The sequence below is a fragment of the Pseudomonas sp. DE0157 genome, from assembly GCF_007678615.1.
Taxonomy (GTDB): domain Bacteria; phylum Pseudomonadota; class Gammaproteobacteria; order Pseudomonadales; family Pseudomonadaceae; genus Aquipseudomonas; species Aquipseudomonas parafulva_B.
Genome location: NZ_VEJN01000003.1, coordinates 213,781 through 233,693, shown reverse-complemented (window position 1 = coordinate 233,693; position 19,913 = coordinate 213,781). Strand labels below are relative to the sequence as shown.

Here is a 19,913-nt window from a genome sequence, read left to right as displayed (position 1 = left end):
TTTACACCCTTGGTCTGGTAGCATGCGCGGGATGACATATTCAGGAAGAGTTCGCTGGGGCCTGGTGATCTGGGCCGTCAGCTTTGCTGCATGGGGCCAGAGCGAATTGGTGGTGACGGTCAAGCCGGCCAACAAGGCGCTCAAGGCCAATGTCGAGGGCTATATCGGTAGCTTGGGCGACCGCGACGAGCAAGCGCTGCTGCGTTTCAGTCGCGGGGCCGAGGAGCAGGCGCGCAAAGCGGCCCAGGCGCTGGGCTACTACCAGGCCCAGATAAGTACCGACGTCAAGCCGCCCCGCGACGATGACGGTTCACCACGACTGGTGGTCAACATCGTGCCCGGCGAGCCGATACGCCTGCGCAACGTGACCGTGCGTGTCGAGGGGCCGGCCAGTGACATGACCGCGTTCAGAGTGCCTTCCGGGGGCGCGCTTCGCACTGGCGAGCAACTGAACCATGGTGTCTATGAGGATGCCAAGCGTGTCATTCAGAACCAGGCCTCACGCTATGGCTTCTTCGCAGGTCGCTTCAGCCAGCAGCGCCTGGCCGTCGATCCCCGCGCCGGGGTGGCCGATATCGACCTGGTCTACCAAAGTGGGCCGCGGTACCGACTGGGCGCGGTCACCTTCAGTGGCGATACGCCGTTGGACGACGATTTGCTGCAGCGGATGGTCTCGTTCAAACCCGGTACGCCCTACGATTCGGAGCTGATTGCCGAACTCAACAGCGACTTGCAGTCCAGCGGCTACTTCGAGGGTGTGCGCGTAGACGCCGCGCCCACGGCCGCAGTCGCTCAGAATATTCCGGTCGATGTACGCCTGGAAACCCGCAAGCCTCGCACATTGGGCTTGGGCCTTGGGTATTCCACCGACGTTGGCCCGCGCGGCAAGGCCAACTGGACGCGCCATTGGGTCAATCCCCAGGGGCACAGCTATGGCTGGGAAGCGGAGCTGTCGGCGCCGCGTCAAAACGTGGGGCTGTGGTACGACATCCCGTTGGACCCGCCGTTGACCGACAAACTGCGATTTGCCGGGGGGTACCAGAACGAAGAACTGGCGGGCACCGACACCCTCAGCAAGCTCTTGACGGTAGGCCCTGAATGGCACAGCAAGCTGCCCAGCGGCTGGCAGCGGGTCATATCGCTCAAGTACCAGCGCGAAGAGTACCGGCTGGGGGACGATGCGGGCCTTAGCAACCTGCTCATGCCCGGTATCAGCTATTCATTCCTGCGCAGCGACAACCGCATTGACCCCCATAATGGCTATCGCGTGCAGTTCGAAGCGCAAGTGGCAAAGGAAGGCCTGGGTTCCGATACGAACCTGCTGCGCGGCAACGTGCTGCTCAAAGGGCTCACCACGGTAGGTCAGAACCACCGGCTGCTGGGCCGCGTTCAGTTCGGCGGCAGCGCCACCAACGGTTTCCAGAACAGCGTTCCGCCTTCGCTGCGGTTCTTCGCTGGTGGCGACCAGAGCGTGCGCGGCTACGACTACCAGACCCTGTCGCCGAAAAACAGCGACGGGGATCGCATCGGTGGCCGTTACCTGGTGGCGGGCAGCGTCGAATACCAGTATTCCCTGACGGACAAATGGCGCCTGGCGACCTTCGTCGACCAGGGCAACGCGTTCAACAACTTCGAGTTGCCCAACCTGAAGACGGGGGTCGGCTTCGGCGTACGCTGGGTTTCACCGGTAGGGCCGCTACGCTTGGACTTGGCCAAGGCCTTGGACGACGACGGCGGCATCCGCCTGCACTTTTCCATGGGGCCTGAGCTTTGAAATCTGTCATCAAATACATGCTGCTGGGCCTGTTTGGGCTCGTGGCCGTCCTGACGCTGACCATCGCGTTGGTGATCGGCACCGAGGGCGGCAGCCGTTGGGCGCTGGGCAAGGTTCCCGGGCTGACCGTGGAGGGTTTCGCAGGACGCTTGGCGGGCACTTGGCAAGCCACTCGTCTTTCCTACGTCGATGGGCAGACCCAAGTCCAGACGCAGGCGCCGTTGCTGAACTGGTCCCCGGCATGCCTGCTGCGTGGGGCTTTGTGCATCGAGCAGTTGCACGCAGAACGAATCGACATGGCGTTCGCCCCCTCGACTGACGTCAGCGACGACGGCCCGCTGCAACTGCCCACATTGGACTTGCCGCTTGCCATCGAACTGGGCGAGGTGAAGATAGGGCAACTGCGCCTGGATGGCAGCGACCTGCTCGGTGATCTGCAACTGGCTGCGCACTGGACCGGTGAAGGCATGCGCATCGACAGCCTGCACCTGACCCGCGACGATCTGCAGTTGGGCCTGCAAGGTGATGTGAAGCCTCAAGGCGATTGGCCTGTGCAGTTGCAGGCCCAGGTGCAGCTCCCCGCCGTGGGGGACAAGCCATGGCAACTGGCATTGCAAGCCACGGGTGAACTGCAACGCTCGCTTGACCTGACCGGGACGAGCAATGGGTATCTGGATGCCACCCTTGCGGGCAAGGTCCAGGCATTGGCTGAACACCTGCCGGCCAGCCTGAGCATTCAGACCAAGGCGTTCAAGCCATCCGAGGCACTGCCCGACACCCTGCAGCTCGATGACCTGGTGCTGTTAGCCGATGGGAACCTTGAGACGGGCTATGCATTGACCGGGTCTGCCAACTTGCCAGCCCAGCAGTCGCCCATCGCCCTGGCTTTGTCCGGGATGGTCGACAGCAAAGGTGCCGTGGTCAAGGGCCTTGATCTCAACGCAGGCGATAGCCAGCAGGTGAAGCTGCAAGCCAAGGTCGACTGGCAGGACGGCCTGGCAGCGGACGCCCAATTGGCTTGGCAGGACTTTCCCTGGCTGCGCCTGTACCCGCTGGATACACCGCCTGAGGTGACGCTCAAACGCCTGAACGCGCAGGTTCGCTATCGCGACGGTCGCTACGAGGGCAGCTTTGATGGCGATCTGGACGGGCCTGCCGGCGCCTTCAAGGTGGCAAGCCCTTTCGAAGGGGATCTGGAGCAGGTCACTTTGCCAACGCTGGCGCTTACTGCGGGACAAGGCAAGGCGACAGGCCGTGTGGCCGTACGCTTCGCGCAAGCGCTCGCCTGGGACGTGGACCTGCAGTTGTCGGCGCTGAACCCGGCCTATTGGGTGGCGGAGCTACCTGGAACATTGGCCGGGCCGTTGCGTAGCAAAGGCCAGCTGCAGGGCGATGACCTGTCGCTCGACGCTCAGCTCGACCTCAAGGGGCGCCTGCGCGGCCAACCCGCTGTGCTCAACGTTCAGGCGGACGGGGCAGGGCAGCGCTGGACACTGGCAGCCTTGCGCGTGCAACTGGGTGACAATCGTATAAACGGAAGTGGCAGCCTGCAACAGCGCCTGGCCGGCAAGGTGGACATCGATCTGCCACGGCTGGGGCAGCTGTGGCCCGAGCTGCAGGGCCAGGTCAAGGGGCAACTGGACGTGGCCGGTACCCTGCAGGCGCCGCAAGGCACGCTGGCATTGCGCGGTACCGGGTTGGCACAGGCCGAGAATCGCTTGCAGCAACTGAATCTCTCGGCCCGTCTGGACGACCGGCAACGGGCCAATATCGACTTGAAAGTCACGGGTATCCAGGCGGGTGACACCGCCCTCGGTACGCTGCAGGCGGTCGGCAATGGTGACATGCGACGACAGGCATTGACGCTGGCGTTGAACGGCCCGCAACTGAAGCTGGACGTGGGTCTGGACGGGCAACTGGATAACGGTGACTGGCGCGGCCGCCTAGCCACTGGGCGGGTACAGGCTGGCGGGCAAGACTGGCAATTGCAGGCGCCTGCCAAACTGCAGCGCCTGGCCAGCGGTCAGCTGGATTTCGGCGCCCACTGCTGGCGTTCCGGGCAGGCCAGTCTGTGTGGTGATGATCAACGGTTGGCGCCTGAGCCGCGCCTGCGGTACCACCTCAAGCGCTTCCCGCTGGACAGCCTGGCGCAGTGGATGCCCAAGGATTTCGCATGGCAGGGCCTGCTCAATGCCGACATCAACCTGGACCTGCCCGCCAGCGGCCCAAAGGGCACCGTGGTGGTTGACGCCAGTGGCGGCACATTGCGTGTCAATGACGGTAACCGCTGGGTCGATTTCCCCTACCAGACCCTGCGGCTGGATAGCACCTTGGCGCCGCGGCGTATCGATACGCGTCTTGCATTCCTGGGGGAGCGCCTGGGGCAGCTGAATCTCACGGCGCGTATCGATCCACTGGGCAAGGACAAGCCGTTGTCCGGCGACTTCAACCTGGCCGGTCTCGACCTCTCGGTGGCCCGTCCCTTCGTGCCGATGGTTGAGCACCTGGCTGGGGAGCTCAAGGGGAGCGGACAGCTGTCTGGCACGCTGTTGGCGCCGCAAGTCAACGGCAGCATGAATTTGAGCGGCGGCCAGATCACCGGTGCCGAACTGCCGATTCAGTTCCAGGACCTCGGCCTTCAGGCCCGGATCGCGGGTGAACAGGTGCAGCTTGCCGGCACCTGGCGCAGCGGCACTGCAGGTCGCGGCCAGGTCGATGGCAACCTGACCTGGGGCCAGGCGCTGGGGATGAACATCCGCGTGCAAGGGCAGCAGTTGCCTGTCACGGTCGAACCCTATGCCACGCTGGAGGTAGCGCCGGACCTTACCCTGGAACTGATCGACGACAAGTTGGCAGTCACAGGCAAGGTGCAGGTGCCCAACGGCAAGATCACGGTGCGCGAGCTGCCCCCTTCCACGGTTAAGGTTTCCGACGACACGGTCATCGTCGGCAACCAGACCGAGGAGGGCAAGCCGCCGATGGCCATGGCCATGGATATCGATGTCGAGGTAGGCCGAGGCAAACTGTCGTTCAGTGGTTTCGGCCTGACTGCCAACCTGTTGGGGCACGTGCATATCGGTGACAACCTCGATACGCGTGGCGAGTTGAGCCTGGCCGATGGTCGCTACCGCGCCTACGGCCAGCGGTTGACCATCCGCCGCGCCCGGCTGCTGTTTGCCGGGCCGATCGACCAGCCCTACCTGGACATCGAAGCGATCCGCCAAGTCGATGACGTGATCGCCGGCATCCGCTTGAGCGGCAACGCCGAGCAGCCGACCAGTACGGTGTTTTCCGAGCCTGCCATGAGCCAGGAACAAGCGTTGTCCTACCTGGTGCTTGGCCGTCCGTTGGGGGCATCGGGTGAAGACAACAACATGCTGGCCGAGGCTGCCTTGGGACTGGGGTTGGCCGGCAGCGCAGGGATCACGGGTAATGTGGCATCCCGCCTGGGTATCGATGACTTCCAGCTCGATACCGAGGGCTCAGGCAACACCACCAGTGTGGTGGCCAGTGGCAACCTGACCGAGAAACTCAGCCTGCGCTATGGAGTGGGCGTGTTCGAGCCGGCCAACACCATCGCCCTGCGCTACAAGCTCAGCAAGAAGGTGTATGTCGAGGCTGCCAGTGGCGTGGCAAGCTCCCTGGACGTCTTCTACAAACGCGACTTCTAGTCGCCACCGAAGGTTGCCGGCTTGGTCCGACCGAGAGTCGGGTTAAGCAGGTGGTTTGGGAATCAACGTACCGTCGCCGCCTCGATGAATTCGTTGGTGGGCGAGGGTGGTGGCGCTGGAGCTGGAGCCGGAGCCGGAGCCGGAGCCGGAGCCGGAGCCGGAGCCGGGGCGCGAACTGGGATGATCAAGTTGGTGTATTCCTCGATCAGCCGGTTCAAGGCCTCGGGCGGTTCGCTTGCCTGGAACTGCATCCGGATCTGCACCTCGTCGGGGTCGCGGCTATCTCCTTGGCGCCCCTGGCCACCGATGGTTACCTTGAAACTGGCCGAGCGGCTTGCGTCGGCTGGGGTTAATGCTCGTTGTGCTTCGGTATTCTGGACGCGAACCGACAGGTCGACCTGCATCCGTTCCAGTGCCAACCCTTTAGGCGACACTAGCGCGAAAAGGGGCACGCGCATCAGGTGCTGCCCATCCATGGCCACCTCGACCATCTTCGCGGTCATCGGCGCGCCCAGCTCCTCGTGATTGCAGTCGAAAAAACGATCGAACAGTTCAATGTACTGTTGCGCGATCATGCTGTTGGCGGCGCTCGCAGCTTCCTGCAGGCCGCGAGTGATTTCGCGCAGGTCAATGGAGGTCATAGGGACAGGGCTCTTGTCCATGGGTTCGACTCATTGGGCCAAGTGGGTCCCCTGAAGAGCCTTCAGGGGGACAGTTCGCGCCGCGCCGTGACTGCGCTGGCAGTAGTCATGCCGTTGGGCTATCGAGCTCTTCCTGAGCCTGAGGTGGCGCACTCAAGGCTGGCGATTGCTGCGTGACATCCTTTGCAATAATGGGCTTGGTAGCCGCCTCCGTGAGGAAGTCGATCACCCTCATCATTGCCTCTGGTGGGTCCTGTCGCTTGAGGGTCGTGTTGAAGGCGTAGCGTGCCCGGGTGTCGGTCTTGCGCGTTTGCGAGGACTTATGGCTCACGCTGCCCTTGACGTTGAGCTTGAAGGGGCCCCAGCCCAAGGAGGCGGCGCCTTCTGCGTTCATGTCCCTGGCCGAAGTGGCTTCGGACATCTGATTGACGACCAGCTCGAATTCGACGGTGCCGTTTTCGATGGCGATGTTGGGGTGGGTGATCGCCGCCATTAGCGGCACTTGCAGCGTCTTTTTGACCACGCCTTGTGGTTGGCCCTGCTCGTCGACGATGGTCTCGTCATAGTCGAACTGGATGGCGACCGCCTTGCCGTCCTGTACGCAGACTTGCATGAGGAAGTCTGCGTAGGATTTGCTGGCGGTGACCTGGGCCTGGACCATGGCCTGCAACGGGCCCGCAATCATGCGGTCCATGGGCAAGGCATTGATGACGGACCCTATGAGGCTGTTGTCTATGGACATGCTGGGTTCTCTTTTAAATTTCAGGTTAAGGGTGTGTACGGGTTGAGGAGGCTTAGCTCATCGCAACGGCAAATCCTGACGGCGGATGTTGCCGATCTGGCGCAGGCTCAGGCCGTACTTGTCGGCCAACAAGCTGCGCGAGAATCCGCTGGCGCTTTCTTTCTGAATCTGGTGGTTGCGCAATTGACGGATAAAATGATCAGCCTTGGGAATCTCAAGCGCGACACCTGCAAAGCGCTTGATCAGGGCGTCGAGTGCCTCAGCCGGTAACACGTCAGCAAGTTTGGTTCGATCGCGGTGTTTTGGAATGTACTTAGGCCTACCGCCAAATGCGCAGGTCAGCTGGTACGCGTTTTCTATGCCTATGCACTCAATCAGTGCCTGTAGCGATTGCGGCAATTGGCTAACGTCGATGTGGCTCAAGTCTGGCGTTTCCATATGACGCTCCTTCGAAAATGGTAGGGGTCACCAGCGGCATAACGTCGAGGTGTGGCTAAATTCTCTGTGATAGCCGGCGGGACCCGCTAGGCGCCATTAGGGGTGAGGGCTGTAGTTTCGGTTACTAGCTTATGCAGGCAGCGCAGTCTCACGGTGTAGGAAAAAAACATGCAAGCGCTTGAAAAACGAATGTTCCCGAAGGGATGTGCGCAACGTATGGCACTTTGGGTATTAGCACCTCAGTCGCAGGGGTAGGCACTGAGTAGACTGGCACTGCCCACGTGTGCGTCTTGAAGACTTCTCGGCCCGGATGGCACGGACCTCCAGTCCACCTGCACGCAGAGCGCGTGCAGAGGCTGCCCGTTACGGGATCCGATAATCCGGTCATCGAAGGTCCTGCGGTAGATCGCGTGGGTCTCGGACACCGGCCGGACTTGGTCGGCGCGCGCCAGGGTCTGCTGCGCAAGTGTTGGCAATACAGCGGAGGGCACCTCGAATCGCAACGAAGTGTTGCCAGGATTCAGATAGCCAGCCTTTCGAACCCGTTGCCACAACTGTTGCCACTGGCTGCTCCCTGCTTGCTGGCTCAGCGTGTAACCAAGATCGAGCAGTCTTGCGCAAGGCACCTCAGTTGTATTGAAAGCATGCAGTGGCGTGGCGGTCAGGCACAGCATGAGTGTTAACAGGCGTTTGTTCATGGGGCTCCCCACACGTGTGATGAAGCCGAATGTTTTCAGGTTGGGGTGCTACCAGGCAGCAGGAAATGCAGCGCCGGGGCGTGCGAACGTTGTATCATCTGCGCGGCTTGAGCTAAGCCATCTGTCCCGGATGTAGCAAGGAACCGTCGATGACACACGTGCAGCGCCTCAAATATTCCCTCCTGATCATTCTGGTGGTCCTTGGGCTAATGATCGGCCTTTCCCATTTGCAAAAAGCGGGTACGATCAGCGAGCAGACCTTTCAGATGCTGGCTATCGCCATTGCCGTGGTTGTGGTCGTGATCAACGGCATACTGCGACGTAAAGTCAGGCGATGACGTTTGTCGGTCCAGTGGCCAACCCAGCTACTCAGGCTGAGGTGGGTCGCTCCAGCAGGGCACGTGCCTGCGGATCAAGGCTGTAGCATTTGTCAGCACCTAGCTGAATCACGCCTTCGGCACATAACCGTTTGAGCACTTCTCGTACGCTGAGAAATGACAACGGTATGTCCAACTGCTCCAGTTGCGCATGCACACCCCGCACGCCAATGCTTCTTCCATTTCGCTCTGCCGCGTGCAGGGCGTCTATCACTTTCAGCCGTATCAGGCTCGTACGCAGCCCGAAGCTGCGCAGCAACTCCCGTATCTGCTCGTTGCCGGTTCGTTCGTCGACCTGCGCGTCCTGCCCAGTCGGGGTGTTGGCCTGCGCCGTGTTGGCTTGCACTGGAGTTGGCGGGTTGTACATGTGAATGCTCCTTTTCTTGGACGAACCGAACGATGGGTGCCTCTTTGAATAAGACGAATGAGCGCCTGTAATCTGCAATGCAAAGCGAAAAAACCTTCATCAGTTGTTGTGGGCTCAGATCAGGCGGCTTCTTTTACCGTCACGCCTGGTCCCTGTACACGAGCGTCAGGCCTGAGCGTAAAGGCCGCCTAAACTCTTCTTGCGTTCGTTCGTTTCACCGGCATGAACCGTATTCGAGGAGTGTCCGTGTCCCCATTTATCCGCTCAAGCCGTTGTGCCGGTCTGGCCGCAGCGCTCATGGTTGCGGCCTTAACCGCACACGCTCGTCCCGTAGCGCCAGATGCCAGCGCCCAGATCCGTCGCACTACCTATGGCGTGCCACATATCGTGGCCAAGGATGAAAGAGGACTCGGTTATGGCATTGGCTATGCCTATGCCCAGGACAATCTTTGTTTGCTGGCTGACCAGGTCCTGACGGTCAGCGGTGAGCGCTCGCGCTATTTTGGTGGTCAAGGCCAGACCGTGGACCAGCGCGAGAACCTGGCCAGCGATGTCTTCTTCACCTGGCTCAACGGGCCGACACAGGTGCAGGCGTTTCTGGACGCGCAGCCCGCTGCCATCCAGGCTCTCTTGGCGGGTTATGCCAGTGGGTTCAATCGAGCACTGGCTGAGCGTCGTCAGCAGGGCCTGCCACAGGAATGTGGAGGGGGGGAGTGGGTGCGCGCCATCACCAGCCAGGACCTGGTCAAGCTTACACGGCGGTTACTTGCAGAAGGTGGGGTCGGGCAGTTCGTCGAAGCCCTGGCCGGCGCGCAGCCGCCCGAGAACGATGTCCGGCGGCCCGCCGTCGCTTACGGGAAAGCGCTGGAACAGCAGCAACGGTTTGCCACCCAGCGTGGCAGCAACGCCATTGCAGTGGGTGCCCAGCGTTCGGTCAATGGGCGTGGTTTGCTGTTGGCCAACCCGCATTTCCCATGGGTGGGAGGCATGCGGTTCTACCAGATGCAATTGACCATCCCCGGTGAACTCGATGTGATGGGTGCAGCATTACCTGGCTTGCCGATGATCAACATCGGCTTTAATCGCCACCTGGCGTGGACCCATACCGTCGACACCTCCAGGCATTTCACCTTGTTTCGCCTGCAACTCGACCCCAAGGACCCAACCCGCTACGTGCTCGACGGCAAGTCCCTGCCGCTGACCCGCCAAAGCGTCAGCATCATGGTCAAGGCCGCCGATGGCCGACTGCAAAAAGTCGAGCGTGTTCTGTATAGCTCGTCATTTGGTCCGGTCGTTCAGTGGCCTGGGCGGTTGGACTGGGACAGGCATACGGCCTACAGCCTGCGTGATGCCAACAGCGATAACGCCCGCGTGCTGCAACAGTGGTACCAGATCAATCGTGCCGACAGCGTGGCGGCGCTGACGCGTTCCATTGAGCAGCTGCATGGTATTCCTTGGGTCAACACCGTCGCCGTGGATGAACGTGGCAAGACGACCTACCTGAACCAGTCAGTGGTGCCTTACGTCGACCAGGCATTGCTCGATGCCTGCGGTGGCGAACAGACAGGCCCGCTGGTAGTGCTCGATGGTTCCCGCAGCCTGTGCAACTGGAAAGTCGACAGCCGCGCTGCCCAACCCGGTACGGTTCCGGCGCAGCTGATGCCCCGTCTGGAGCGCGATGATTTCGTGCAGAACTCCAACGATCCAGCCTGGATGACCAACCCTGCGCAGCCGATGACAGGCTACTCGCCCTTGGTCAGCCGCAGCGATCAGCCTCTGGGCATGCGTGGGCGCTTCGCGTTGGAACGTCTGCAAGGCAGGGCGCTGCTTGGTGTGGAAGATCTGCAGCGCTTGGTGACCGATGACAAAGTCTACCTTGCGCGTTTGCTGCTGCCGGATCTGCTGAGCTGGTGCAAGCGTGCCCCCACTGATGTCGAGCCCGTGTGCCGCAGCCTGGCCAGCTGGAACGGCAAGGCCAACCAGCAGAGCAACATGGGGCTGGTGCACTTTGAAAACATCTACAACGCAATCGAGCAACAACCGCAGGTATGGCGAGTGGCGTTCGATCGCAACGATCCTGTGCATACCCCGCGTGGTCTGGCGGTTGAGCAGGCATCGGTGAGCAAGGTGGTTCATCAGGCGGCCCTTGCCTCACTCCGGCAAGTGGCCGAGGAGGGCATCGACCCGAAGGCGCACTGGGGGCAGGTACAACAGGCCCATGATGGCACGCCAGTGCCGGGCGGGCCCCAGGCGCTTGGCGTGTACAACGCCATGTACAGTGTGCCGATGGGGCAGGGCAAGCGCTTGGTTGTCAGCGGCACCAGCTACCTACAGCTGGTCAGCTTCACCGATGAAGGCCCCAAGGCACGCGGTCTGCTGGCGTTCTCCCAATCGAGCGAGGCGGCCTCGCCCCATGCCAGTGATCAGACCAAGGCGTTCGCTGCCGGTCAGTTGCATGATATGCCGTTCACAGAGAAGCAGATAAAGGCCGATCCGGCGTACCGGGAGGTGATTATCCGTGAGCGAGATGAGCGGCTAGGCGCTCGGTGAGTATCGGAATGGGAGACAAGCCTTGCTCGTCTCCCGCATAAGTATCAGCCCGACGCCTGAATGTTGCGCTCAGGCTGGCTAGCCACTATCGAGCAAATAGCGCTCAAGCGCTCAGGGAAATTCGAACGGCGCCAGCTGAAACCCTTGCGCGTCCACTTGCAAGGCCCAGGCACGCTTGTCCCAGTCGCCCAGCACAATGCGCCGGGCAGGCTCCCCGTCCACCATCAGCTTGTGAATCGCCGGGCGATGGGTATGGCCGTGCACCAGTGTGCGCACGTCGTGCGCCGCCATGACCTTGGGCACTTCTTCGGGCGTAACGTCAACGATCTCCGTGGATTTCATTCGCGTCTGGGCGCGGCTTTCGCTGCGCAGCTTGCGTGCCAATTTCAGCCGAACTGACAAGGGAAGGTGCCTAAGCAACCAAAGGCTCAGGGGATTGCGCAGCAATCGCCGCATTTTCATGTAGCCCACGTCTCGGGTGCACAAGGTGTCGCCGTGCATCAGCAGCACCCGTTCTGCTTCCAGCTCCACCACACAAGGATCGCTCAGCAGGGTGCAACCTGCGGCCTCGCAAAAGGCCTGGCCGATCAGGAAGTCGCGGTTGCCGTGCATCAGGTAGAGCGCAGTGCCGCTGTCGCTGAGCCGTCGCATGGCTTGGCAGATCGACTGCTCAAAGGCGGTCATGGCATCGTCGCCGATCCACGCTTCGAAAAAATCGCCCAGTATGTAAAGCGCCTTGGCCTGGCGAGCCCGACCTTCGAGCAGATCAAGAAACGCCCGGGTAATGTCCGGGCGTTCTTCTTGCAAGTGCAGATCGGAGATCAGCAGTATCACTCAATGATCTCGGCTTTCTCGATGATTACGTCGTCCTTTGGTACGTCCTGGTGGCCAGCCTTCGAGCCGGTGGCAACTTTTTCGATGGCGTCGACGACTTCACGGCCTTCGATCACTTCACCGAACACGGCGTAGCCCCAGCCCTGGGTGTTTTTGCCGCTGTGATTGAGGAAATCGTTGTCAGACGCGTTGATGAAGAATTGTGCCGAGGCAGAGTGCGGGTCCATGGTGCGGGCCATGGCGATGCTGTACTTCGTGTTCTTCAGGCCGTTGTCGGCTTCGTTCTGGATGCTGGCGCGGGTTTTCTTCTGGGACATGCCAGCTTCAAAGCCGCCGCCCTGAATCATGAAGCCCTTGATGACACGGTGGAAAACGGTGCCGTCGTAGTGGCCGTCCTTGACGTACTGAACGAAGTTTTCGGTCGTCTGCGGCGCTTTCTCGGCGTCCAGCTGCAGGACGATGTCGCCGTGGTTGGTGCTCAGTTTGACTTTGGACATGCAGAAACTCGCTTTTTCAAGGCAATCGAAAATAGGAAGCGCTGGGCGCTGATTACTACCAGACGCGGCGTCAGGCGTTGGGGACACATGGCGCGCTTGCGCCATTTTGCCAAGGCTGCGGCAAAAAGGCGTGAGAAATCACGCGAGTTTGGCGGAGCCCGACTGTCGGCAGCTTGACTGCTTCGGCTATGATAGGCCCTTTGATTCATTCGGCCTACCCAGGCCGGCTACGTGCATTCAAGGATCCTATGAGCAAGCCCACTGCCGACAACGCGCCCAACGCCGCTGCCAAAGGCGCCCCCGCTGTCCCTGCGAACTTCCTGCGGCCGATCATCCAGGCCGACCTGGACTCGGGCAAGCACGCCAGCATCGTTACCCGCTTCCCGCCCGAGCCCAATGGCTACCTGCACATCGGCCATGCAAAGTCGATCTGCGTCAATTTCGGCCTGGCCAAGGAGTTTGGAGGTGTCTGTCACCTGCGCTTTGACGACACCAACCCTGCCAAGGAAGACCAGGAGTACATCGATGCCATCCAGCGCGATGTAAAGTGGCTGGGCTTCGACTGGGCCGGCGACGTTCGCTACGCCTCGAGCTACTTCGACCAACTGCACGCCTGGGCCGTCGAGCTGATCAAGCAGGGCAAGGCCTACGTGTGCGATCTCACGCCGGAGCAGGCCAAGGAGTACCGCGGCAACCTCAAGGAACCAGGCAAGAACAGCCCGTACCGCGAGCGCAGCGTGGAGGAGAACCTCGACCTGTTCGCCCGCATGAAGGCCGGTGAGTTCAAGGACGGTGAGCGCGTGCTGCGCGCCAAGATCGACATGGCTTCGCCCAACATGAACCTGCGTGACCCGATCCTCTACCGGATTCGCCATGCCCACCACCACCAGACGGGCGATACCTGGTGCATCTACCCGAACTACGACTTCACTCACGGCCAGTCGGATGCCATCGAAGGCATCACCCATTCCATCTGCACGCTGGAGTTCGAAGGACACCGGCCGCTGTACGAGTGGTTCCTGGACAACCTGCCGGTGCCTGCGCATCCGCGCCAGTACGAGTTCAGCCGTCTTAACCTCAACTACACCATCACCTCCAAGCGCAAGCTCAAGCAACTGGTGGACGAGCAACACGTCGAGGGCTGGGACGACCCGCGCATGTCCACCTTGTCGGGCTTCCGCCGCCGTGGCTACACCCCGGCGTCGATCCGCAACTTCTGCGAAATGATCGGTACCAACCGCTCGGACGGTGTGGTCGATATGTCCATGCTGGAGTTCTGCATCCGCGACGATCTGGACCGCACTGCACCCCGCGCGATGTGCGTGCTGCGCCCATTGAAGGTGGTGATCACCAACTATCCCGAAGGCCAGACCGAGCAGCTCGAACTCCCGCGCCATCCCAAGGAAGACATGGGCGTGCGCGTGCTGCCATTCGCACGTGAGCTGTACATCGACCGCGACGACTTCATGGAAGCGCCGCCCAAGGGCTACAAACGTCTGGAGCCTAACGGCGAAGTGCGCCTGCGCGGTAGCTACGTCATCCGCGCCGATGAGGCGATCAGGGACGCCGAGGGCACCATCGTCGAGCTGCGCTGCTCCTACGATCCGGACACCCTGGGCAAGAACCCCGAAGGCCGCAAGGTCAAGGGGGTGATCCACTGGGTGCCGGCCGAGGGCAGTGTGGAATGCGAAGTCCGGTTGTACGACCGTCTGTTCCGCTCGGCAAACCCTGAGAAGACCGAGGAGGGTGGCACTTTCCTCGACAACATCAACCCTGATTCGCTGCAAGTGCTCAGCGGCTGCCGTGCCGAGCCCTCGCTGGCCCAGGCGCAGCCGGAAGATCGCTTCCAGTTCGAACGCGAAGGCTACTTCTGTGCTGACCTCAAGGACAGCCAGCCGGGCCGCCCGGTATTCAACCGCACCGTCACCCTGCGTGACTCCTGGGGCAGCTGAGGAACCACCGTGCTCACGATCTACAACACCCTGACCAAGACCAAGGAGCCGTTCAAGCCGTTGGACGGCAACAACGTGCGCATGTATGTCTGCGGCATGACCGTCTATGACTACTGCCACCTGGGCCATGGTCGCAGCATGGTGGCTTTCGACCTGGCCACCCGCTGGTTGCGCAAGAGCGGCTACAACCTGACGTACGTGCGCAACATCACCGACATCGATGACAAGATCATCAACCGGGCCAACGAGAACGGCGAAACCTTCGATGCACTCACCGCCCGCATGATCGATGCGATGCACGAGGACGAACGCCGCCTCAACATCCTGCCTCCGGACCAGGAACCGCGCGCCACCGATCACATTGCCGGCATGCATGCCATGATCCAGACCTTGATCGACAAAGGTTATGCGTATGCGCCTGGCAACGGCGACGTGTACTACCGCGTCGGCAAGTTTGTGGGTTACGGCAAGCTCTCGCGCAAGAAGATCGAAGACTTGCGTATTGGTGCGCGAATCGAAGTCGGCGAGGCCAAGCAGGATCCGCTGGACTTCGTCCTGTGGAAAGGCGTCAAACCGGGCGAGCCCAGCTGGGAGTCGCCTTGGGGGCCTGGCCGCCCTGGCTGGCACATCGAATGCTCGGTGATGTCCACGTGCTGCCTGGGTGAGAGTTTCGATATCCATGGCGGTGGCAGCGACCTTGAGTTCCCGCATCACGAGAACGAAATTGCCCAGAGCGAAGCTGCCACCGGCAAACCGTACGCCAACGCCTGGATGCACTGCGGCATGATCCGCATCAACGGCGAGAAGATGTCCAAGTCGCTGAATAACTTCTTCACCATTCGCGACGTGCTGGAAAAGTATCACCCCGAAGTGGTGCGCTATCTGCTGGTGGCCAGCCACTACCGCAGCGCGATCAACTATTCAGAGGATAGCCTTCGCGACGCCAAGGGTGCACTGGAGCGGTTCTACCATGCTTTGCGTGGCTTGCCTCGTGTACCGGCCAGCGGCGGGGAGGCCTTTGTCGAGCGTTTCACTGCTGCGATGAACGACGACTTCGGCACGCCTGAAGCCTGCGCCGTGTTGTTCGATCTGGTCCGCGAAATCAACCGCCTGCGCGAGAGCGACGTGTCGGCCGCGGCTGGCTTGGCGGGGCGTTTGCGTGAGCTGGGTGACGTGCTGGGTGTGTTGCAGCTGGAGGCCGATGACTTCCTGCGTGCAGGCGCTGAGGGGAAGGTGGACGCGGCCCAGGTCGAGGGTTTGATCCAGGCGCGCTTGCAGGCGCGGGCGGACAAGAACTGGGGAGAGTCCGATCGCATTCGTGACCAGTTGACGGCCATGGGTGTGGTGCTTGAAGACAGCAAGGGTGGGACGACCTGGCGGTTGGCGGACTGATCTGGGGGAGGGCGAGCGGGATTGGGTTGCTTGCAACCCATGTCCAGCCCGCCTGTAACTCGGCGATGGCCAAGCGATTACCGTCGTCCTTGTCCGCGTCCTTACCGCCACGTGCTTTCTGCTTTTGCTTCTAAGCGCGCAATAGCTCAGGCGCCGCAGATCGCGACTTCAGGAGGCCGAGCGCAGGGCTTGCGGAGGGAGGTGACAGGCATGGATGCCTGTCAAGCGCTGGGCTCCAGGATGGGGCCTGCAGCGCGGTCCTCCCGGGAGCAAGCCCGGAGCGAGAGGACCCCGGAGCGCAGCGCAGGGGCCGGGTGATAGGAGCAGGCGGTTTTTGCTCACTTTTTGACAAGACAAAAAGTGAGCCGCCGTAAGGGCGCAAAGGTGACTGTGCGCCACCCGCGCCAATGAATACCAACTTGCCGTATGCGCCCACACTTTGAAGTTTGAAGTTTGAAGTTTCAGGCTTCAAGTTTGATTGCGTTGGCGTGGGTATTGAAAGAGAGCACATTCCATTTGCGATGGCCACGCTTAGTCACCTTTTCGCCATTACGGCGAGTCACTTTTTGTCAAACGCGACAAAAAGTAACCAAAAAACGCTGTGCTCCATTCATACGGCCCCTACGCTACGCTTCGGGGTTCCCTCACTCCGGTCTTGCTCCCGGGAGGACCGCGCTGTAGGCCCCATCCTGGGGCCCAGCGCTTGACAGGCATCCATGCCTGTCACCTCCCTCCGCAAGACCTGCGTTCGGCCTCCTGAAGTCGCGAAGATCAAAAGCAAGATCAAAAGCCAAAGCAAGATCAAGATCAAGATCAAGATCAAGATTAAGATTAAGATCGAGTATGAGTTTTATTGCTGGCTGTTGTTTGCCATTTCGTTTATGTACATATCCGGTGTAGGAGCGGCCTAGTGCCGCGATGGGCCGCGCAGCGGCCCCAGTATTTAAATCACAACAAACAAACTCCAAACTCGGGCCACAGCGCGCCCCATCGCGGCCGGTCCGGCGCTCCGGCCAGGCCGCTCTTACAAGAAATGGTAGGTAGTTTAAAGTTTTTTGAACGCAGCTACACCACTATGAAAGAGACTGATCTATAAGGTGCAACGTGATACCCAATTTCCATTCTCGCCAATAGGTGACCCACCTGAAAGACGTCCCTCCATCAATCCGCTAGCACCCAGATCCAACACAGGACCGCTGCTCCCCCGTATCGATGCTGACCACCACCGACATACCCGGCCGCAGCCGCGCAGCTTCTGGCTGCCCCGCATCCACCGTGATACGCACCGGTATCCGCTGGGCGATCTTGACGAAGTTGCCGGTCGCGTTGTCCGCCTGAAGCAACGCAAACTCCGAACCCGTAGCAGGGGAGATCTGTTCGATGTGCCCGTACAGCTTCAAATGGTTCAAGGCATCCACCGTGAAACTGGCCGGCTGACCGATGCGCACGTCGGCCATCTGCGTTTCTTTCATGTTGGCGATGATCCACAACGTATCGGGCACCAGCGCCATCAGCTGGGCACCTGAGTTGACATAGGCGCCCAGGCGCGTGCCGATCTGCCCCAGCTGCCCGTCCCTGGGCGCAGTGACGCGGGTGTTGTCCAAGTCGATACGGGCCAGGGCCACGGCTGCCTTGGCATTCTCGACCGCAGCCAGCAGCGCCGCGCGGTTGACGATCACCGACTCACGATCCTGCCGAGCGATCTCAAGCGCGGCCTTGGCCTGCGCAAGGCTCGCCGCCGCTGCCGCTTCGCTGGCGCGGGTAACATCCAGTTCGCGTCGTGACACTGACCCATCGCTGACCAGCGCCTGGTTACGCGACAGATCGGCCTTGGCTTTGGTCAACTGCGCGGCGGCGTCATTGATGGCAGCCTGGCGCTGGGCGATGGTCGCTTCGGCGCTCTTGCGCTGCTGGGCATTGTTGGCCAGCGCCGCTTCCTGTTGCTGCTGCTGGGCAATCGCCTGGGCCAGACGCTGGGTGTAGATGCGATCATCGAGCCTGACCAGCAACTGGCCTGCCTTGACGTACTGAAAATCCTGTACGGGCACCTCGACGATATAGCCGCTCAACTGCGGACCTATGATCGTGACCTGCCCGCGCACCATGGCGTTTTCGGTACTTTCGATGGCGCTGCTGAAAGGGGGCAGGCGCCAGGCATAAAGCACCACCAGCACGCCGACCAAGGCAACACAGCCGAATGTGATGGCAGACAGTATGCGCACCTTGCGGGTGCGTCCAGGTGAGGTCGGCTCGCTGGGTGGCGGTGTGCCTTCCGGCGCTTCGGCGATGGCGGTCGTGGTGGTGGTGCGGGATTCTTCGGTCATCGTGTCGGTGCGCCAAGGGATGGGTCGGTCAGGCGGGCCTGACGTTTGCTGTACCAGAGCCAGGTGCCGCGTATGCAGATCCAGATCATGGTGAGAATAGCGATAGCGCCAATGAGCATGAAGACATCGTTGTAGGCCAGCACATTGGCTTCTCGGGTGGCCGCGCTGGCCAGTTGGCGCATGCCCACTTCAGTACGCAGGGCAGGGTCGGCGATCAGGCGCCCGACGCTTGCACTACCACTTTGAACCCGGGCGGTGACCAGCGGTTCCACGCTGCCCAAGTGGTCCATGAGGTGGCTTGAGTGAAATTTTTCCCGCCAGATCTGGAACGTGCCCAGCAGCGCTGCGCCGATCAGGCCACCGAGGTTGTTGCAGATGCCGAACAGCACCGAGAAGCTCACCAGGTTCTGCGGATTGGCCCGGACATGGCCGATGCCCAGGGCCATGGAGGGGCCCAGGAAGAACGTACTGCCGAACGCCAATAGAAACTGGCTCAAGTACATCTGCGCAGGGCGGGTCAGGTTGCTCGACCTGCTGTCCATGAAGGCCCCTATCGCCATGGCCAGCAGGGAGATCAGCAACGGTAGGATCAGGTGGTTGGGATTGATGGTCAGGGCGCTGGTCGCCAGCCCGGCGACCGCGCCGAGCAGCATGATCCAGTACAGCGAACGCATCTGTTCGCTGGACATGTTGAGCATCTGCAGAAAGCCGACTGCGCCGGTGGATTGTTCGGAGGTGACCATACGGATGAGGATCACGCACAGCCCCAGGCGGATGATGGCGCCGCTGCCCAGCCACCGCGTCATCAGCAAGGGGTTCTCGCGGTTGTGCTCGATCGCCAGTCCACTGAGGATCAGGACGATCGAGCCTGCCAGCGCCATGCCGATCCATGGCGCATCCAGCCACCAGTCGATGCGACCAAGCGACAAGGCAGCGCAAAGCAGCGCCGTGCCGCTGGCCATCAGGGCGAAGGTAAGAAAATCCAAGGGCTCGAAGGTCTTGAAGCGGTCACCAGGTGGCAGTTTGAGCAGAAGTACGCAGCCCAGGGCTGTCAGCGCCAGCCCCAGTTCGAACAAGTAAAGCCCCCGCCATTCGGCGATCAGTAGCAGGTCTTCTGAAAATATCCGTGCCAGCGGCAAGGCCAGCTGGGAAGCACCAAGGCCCAGGACCATGGCCTTGAGCCGCCACTGCGCAGGAAAGGCCTGGATCATGTAGTACAGGCCGAGCGAGGTCAGCGCGGCGCCCACCATGCCGTGGGCGGCCCGCACGGCAATGGCCGAGTTGAGGTCGTTGACCAGCAGGTGAGCGAAGGTCACCAAGACATAGAGCACCAGGAACACTTCGGTGAAGGCACGCAAGCCAAATTGCTGGCGAAACTTGACCAGCAACAGGTTCATGGACACGTTGGTCATCACATAGGCCGCTGGCAGCCAGGCCATTTCCGCCGTGGTCGCGCCCAGTGCACCTTGCAGAAACACAAGGTTTGCGGTCACCAGCGCGTTGCCAAGCCCGCCGGTGATGGCGACCAGCAAACCGACCAGGCCATAGGCCAGGCGCTTGGCTGGGCTGTGCAGGGGCGTAGACGGCGAACCTGGCAGGGTCGGTTTCTCGTGGGGCAACCACTGGCGGGGTGCGTACTTGTCCATGAACCAGCCT

General features: G+C 61.3%; 15 protein-coding genes. 6 read left to right on the top strand and 9 right to left on the bottom strand.

The features are described 5' to 3' along the window. Nucleotides 1-31 precede the first annotated feature (31 nt). Both FS777_RS06450 and FS777_RS06445 read left to right on the top strand, forming a co-directional pair. Nucleotides 32-1,774 (top strand): autotransporter assembly complex family protein, encoded by a 1,743-nt coding sequence (locus tag FS777_RS06450; RefSeq protein ID WP_058639330.1) that lies wholly within the window; start codon nucleotides 32-34, stop codon nucleotides 1,772-1,774. Beyond that, entirely contained in the window at nucleotides 1,771-5,445 is a 3,675-nt protein-coding gene (locus FS777_RS06445; RefSeq protein WP_145254541.1) for a translocation/assembly module TamB domain-containing protein, read from the top strand. Before FS777_RS06450 ends, FS777_RS06445 begins: the two co-directional genes overlap by 4 nt. A gap of 62 nt (nucleotides 5,446-5,507) precedes the next feature. On the opposite strand, the gene FS777_RS06440 is transcribed toward FS777_RS06445, so the two are convergent. The 4 genes from FS777_RS06440 to FS777_RS06425 form a co-directional block, all read right to left on the bottom strand. Then, a complete protein-coding gene (locus FS777_RS06440) occupies nucleotides 5,508-6,107 on the bottom strand; it encodes a DUF2589 domain-containing protein (RefSeq protein ID WP_145254538.1) in 600 nt (199 codons plus the stop codon). A gap of 85 nt (nucleotides 6,108-6,192) precedes the next feature. Beyond that, entirely contained in the window at nucleotides 6,193-6,828 is a 636-nt protein-coding gene (locus FS777_RS06435) for a DUF2589 domain-containing protein (RefSeq protein WP_145254535.1), read from the bottom strand. Between the two features lie 57 nt (nucleotides 6,829-6,885). After that, nucleotides 6,886-7,266, bottom strand: a complete 381-nt coding sequence (locus FS777_RS06430) for a Mor transcription activator family protein (protein WP_078478675.1) — start codon at nucleotides 7,264-7,266, stop codon at nucleotides 6,886-6,888. Nucleotides 7,267-7,505: 239 nt separating this feature from the next. Continuing rightward, on the bottom strand, nucleotides 7,506-7,964 hold the full coding sequence (locus tag FS777_RS06425) for a hypothetical protein (RefSeq protein WP_058639325.1): 459 nt from the start codon (nucleotides 7,962-7,964) through the stop codon (nucleotides 7,506-7,508). A gap of 149 nt (nucleotides 7,965-8,113) precedes the next feature. Between FS777_RS06425 and FS777_RS06420 the strand changes: the two genes are divergently transcribed. After that, nucleotides 8,114-8,302 carry a hypothetical protein gene (locus FS777_RS06420; protein WP_023533551.1) on the top strand — a complete coding sequence of 63 codons (189 nt, stop codon included), beginning with the start codon at nucleotides 8,114-8,116 and terminating at the stop codon, nucleotides 8,300-8,302. 31 nt (nucleotides 8,303-8,333) lie between these two features. On the opposite strand, the gene FS777_RS06415 is transcribed toward FS777_RS06420, so the two are convergent. Beyond that, complete coding sequence (locus tag FS777_RS06415; RefSeq protein WP_058639324.1) at nucleotides 8,334-8,708, bottom strand: hypothetical protein; 375 nt, start codon at nucleotides 8,706-8,708, stop codon at nucleotides 8,334-8,336. Between the two features lie 246 nt (nucleotides 8,709-8,954). On the opposite strand from FS777_RS06415, the gene FS777_RS06410 reads away from it, so the two are divergent. Continuing rightward, nucleotides 8,955-11,258 carry an acylase gene (locus tag FS777_RS06410; protein ID WP_372239211.1) on the top strand — a complete coding sequence of 768 codons (2,304 nt, stop codon included), beginning with the start codon at nucleotides 8,955-8,957 and terminating at the stop codon, nucleotides 11,256-11,258. 111 nt (nucleotides 11,259-11,369) lie between these two features. Here the strand turns inward: FS777_RS06410 and FS777_RS06405 are convergent, their stop codons facing one another. Both FS777_RS06405 and FS777_RS06400 read right to left on the bottom strand, forming a co-directional pair. Next, a complete protein-coding gene (locus tag FS777_RS06405; RefSeq protein ID WP_078478673.1) occupies nucleotides 11,370-12,092 on the bottom strand; it encodes a UDP-2,3-diacylglucosamine diphosphatase in 723 nt (240 codons plus the stop codon). After that, nucleotides 12,089-12,589, bottom strand: coding sequence for a peptidylprolyl isomerase (locus FS777_RS06400; protein WP_058639321.1), 501 nt, complete (start codon nucleotides 12,587-12,589; stop codon nucleotides 12,089-12,091). Before FS777_RS06400 ends, FS777_RS06405 begins: the two co-directional genes overlap by 4 nt. Nucleotides 12,590-12,837: 248 nt before the next feature. On the opposite strand from FS777_RS06400, the gene FS777_RS06395 reads away from it, so the two are divergent. After that, nucleotides 12,838-14,541: a glutamine--tRNA ligase/YqeY domain fusion protein gene (locus tag FS777_RS06395; RefSeq protein WP_058639320.1), complete on the top strand. Its 1,704-nt coding sequence runs from the start codon at nucleotides 12,838-12,840 to the stop codon at nucleotides 14,539-14,541. Between the two features lie 9 nt (nucleotides 14,542-14,550). Further along, nucleotides 14,551-15,933 (top strand): cysteine--tRNA ligase, encoded by a 1,383-nt coding sequence (cysS, locus tag FS777_RS06390; RefSeq protein WP_058605167.1) that lies wholly within the window; start codon nucleotides 14,551-14,553, stop codon nucleotides 15,931-15,933. Nucleotides 15,934-17,102: 1,169 nt separating this feature from the next. Here cysS and FS777_RS06380 read toward each other — a convergent pair. Then, nucleotides 17,103-18,257 (bottom strand): HlyD family secretion protein, encoded by a 1,155-nt coding sequence (locus FS777_RS06380; protein WP_058639207.1) that lies wholly within the window; start codon nucleotides 18,255-18,257, stop codon nucleotides 17,103-17,105. After that, on the bottom strand, nucleotides 18,254-19,903 hold the full coding sequence (locus FS777_RS06375; RefSeq protein ID WP_145254526.1) for an MFS transporter: 1,650 nt from the start codon (nucleotides 19,901-19,903) through the stop codon (nucleotides 18,254-18,256). The genes FS777_RS06380 and FS777_RS06375 overlap by 4 nt, the downstream gene beginning before the upstream one ends. Between the last annotated feature and the right edge of the window lie 10 nt (nucleotides 19,904-19,913).

Excerpts from the sequence above, each read along its gene's own strand:
- FS777_RS06450 (WP_058639330.1), top strand. The coding sequence starts at position 32 with ATGACATATTCAGGAAGAGTTCGCTGGGGCCTGGTGATCTGGGCCGTC.
- FS777_RS06440 (WP_145254538.1), bottom strand. The coding sequence starts at position 6,107 with ATGGACAAGAGCCCTGTCCCTATGACCTCCATTGACCTGCGCGAAATC.
- FS777_RS06435 (WP_145254535.1), bottom strand. The coding sequence starts at position 6,828 with ATGTCCATAGACAACAGCCTCATAGGGTCCGTCATCAATGCCTTGCCC.
- FS777_RS06430 (WP_078478675.1), bottom strand. The coding sequence starts at position 7,266 with ATGGAAACGCCAGACTTGAGCCACATCGACGTTAGCCAATTGCCGCAA.
- FS777_RS06425 (WP_058639325.1), bottom strand. The coding sequence starts at position 7,964 with ATGAACAAACGCCTGTTAACACTCATGCTGTGCCTGACCGCCACGCCA.
- FS777_RS06420 (WP_023533551.1), top strand. The coding sequence starts at position 8,114 with ATGACACACGTGCAGCGCCTCAAATATTCCCTCCTGATCATTCTGGTG.
- FS777_RS06415 (WP_058639324.1), bottom strand. The coding sequence starts at position 8,708 with ATGTACAACCCGCCAACTCCAGTGCAAGCCAACACGGCGCAGGCCAAC.
- FS777_RS06400 (WP_058639321.1), bottom strand. The coding sequence starts at position 12,589 with ATGTCCAAAGTCAAACTGAGCACCAACCACGGCGACATCGTCCTGCAG.
- FS777_RS06395 (WP_058639320.1), top strand. The coding sequence starts at position 12,838 with ATGAGCAAGCCCACTGCCGACAACGCGCCCAACGCCGCTGCCAAAGGC.
- FS777_RS06380 (WP_058639207.1), bottom strand. The coding sequence starts at position 18,257 with ATGACCGAAGAATCCCGCACCACCACCACGACCGCCATCGCCGAAGCG.
- FS777_RS06375 (WP_145254526.1), bottom strand. The coding sequence starts at position 19,903 with ATGGACAAGTACGCACCCCGCCAGTGGTTGCCCCACGAGAAACCGACC.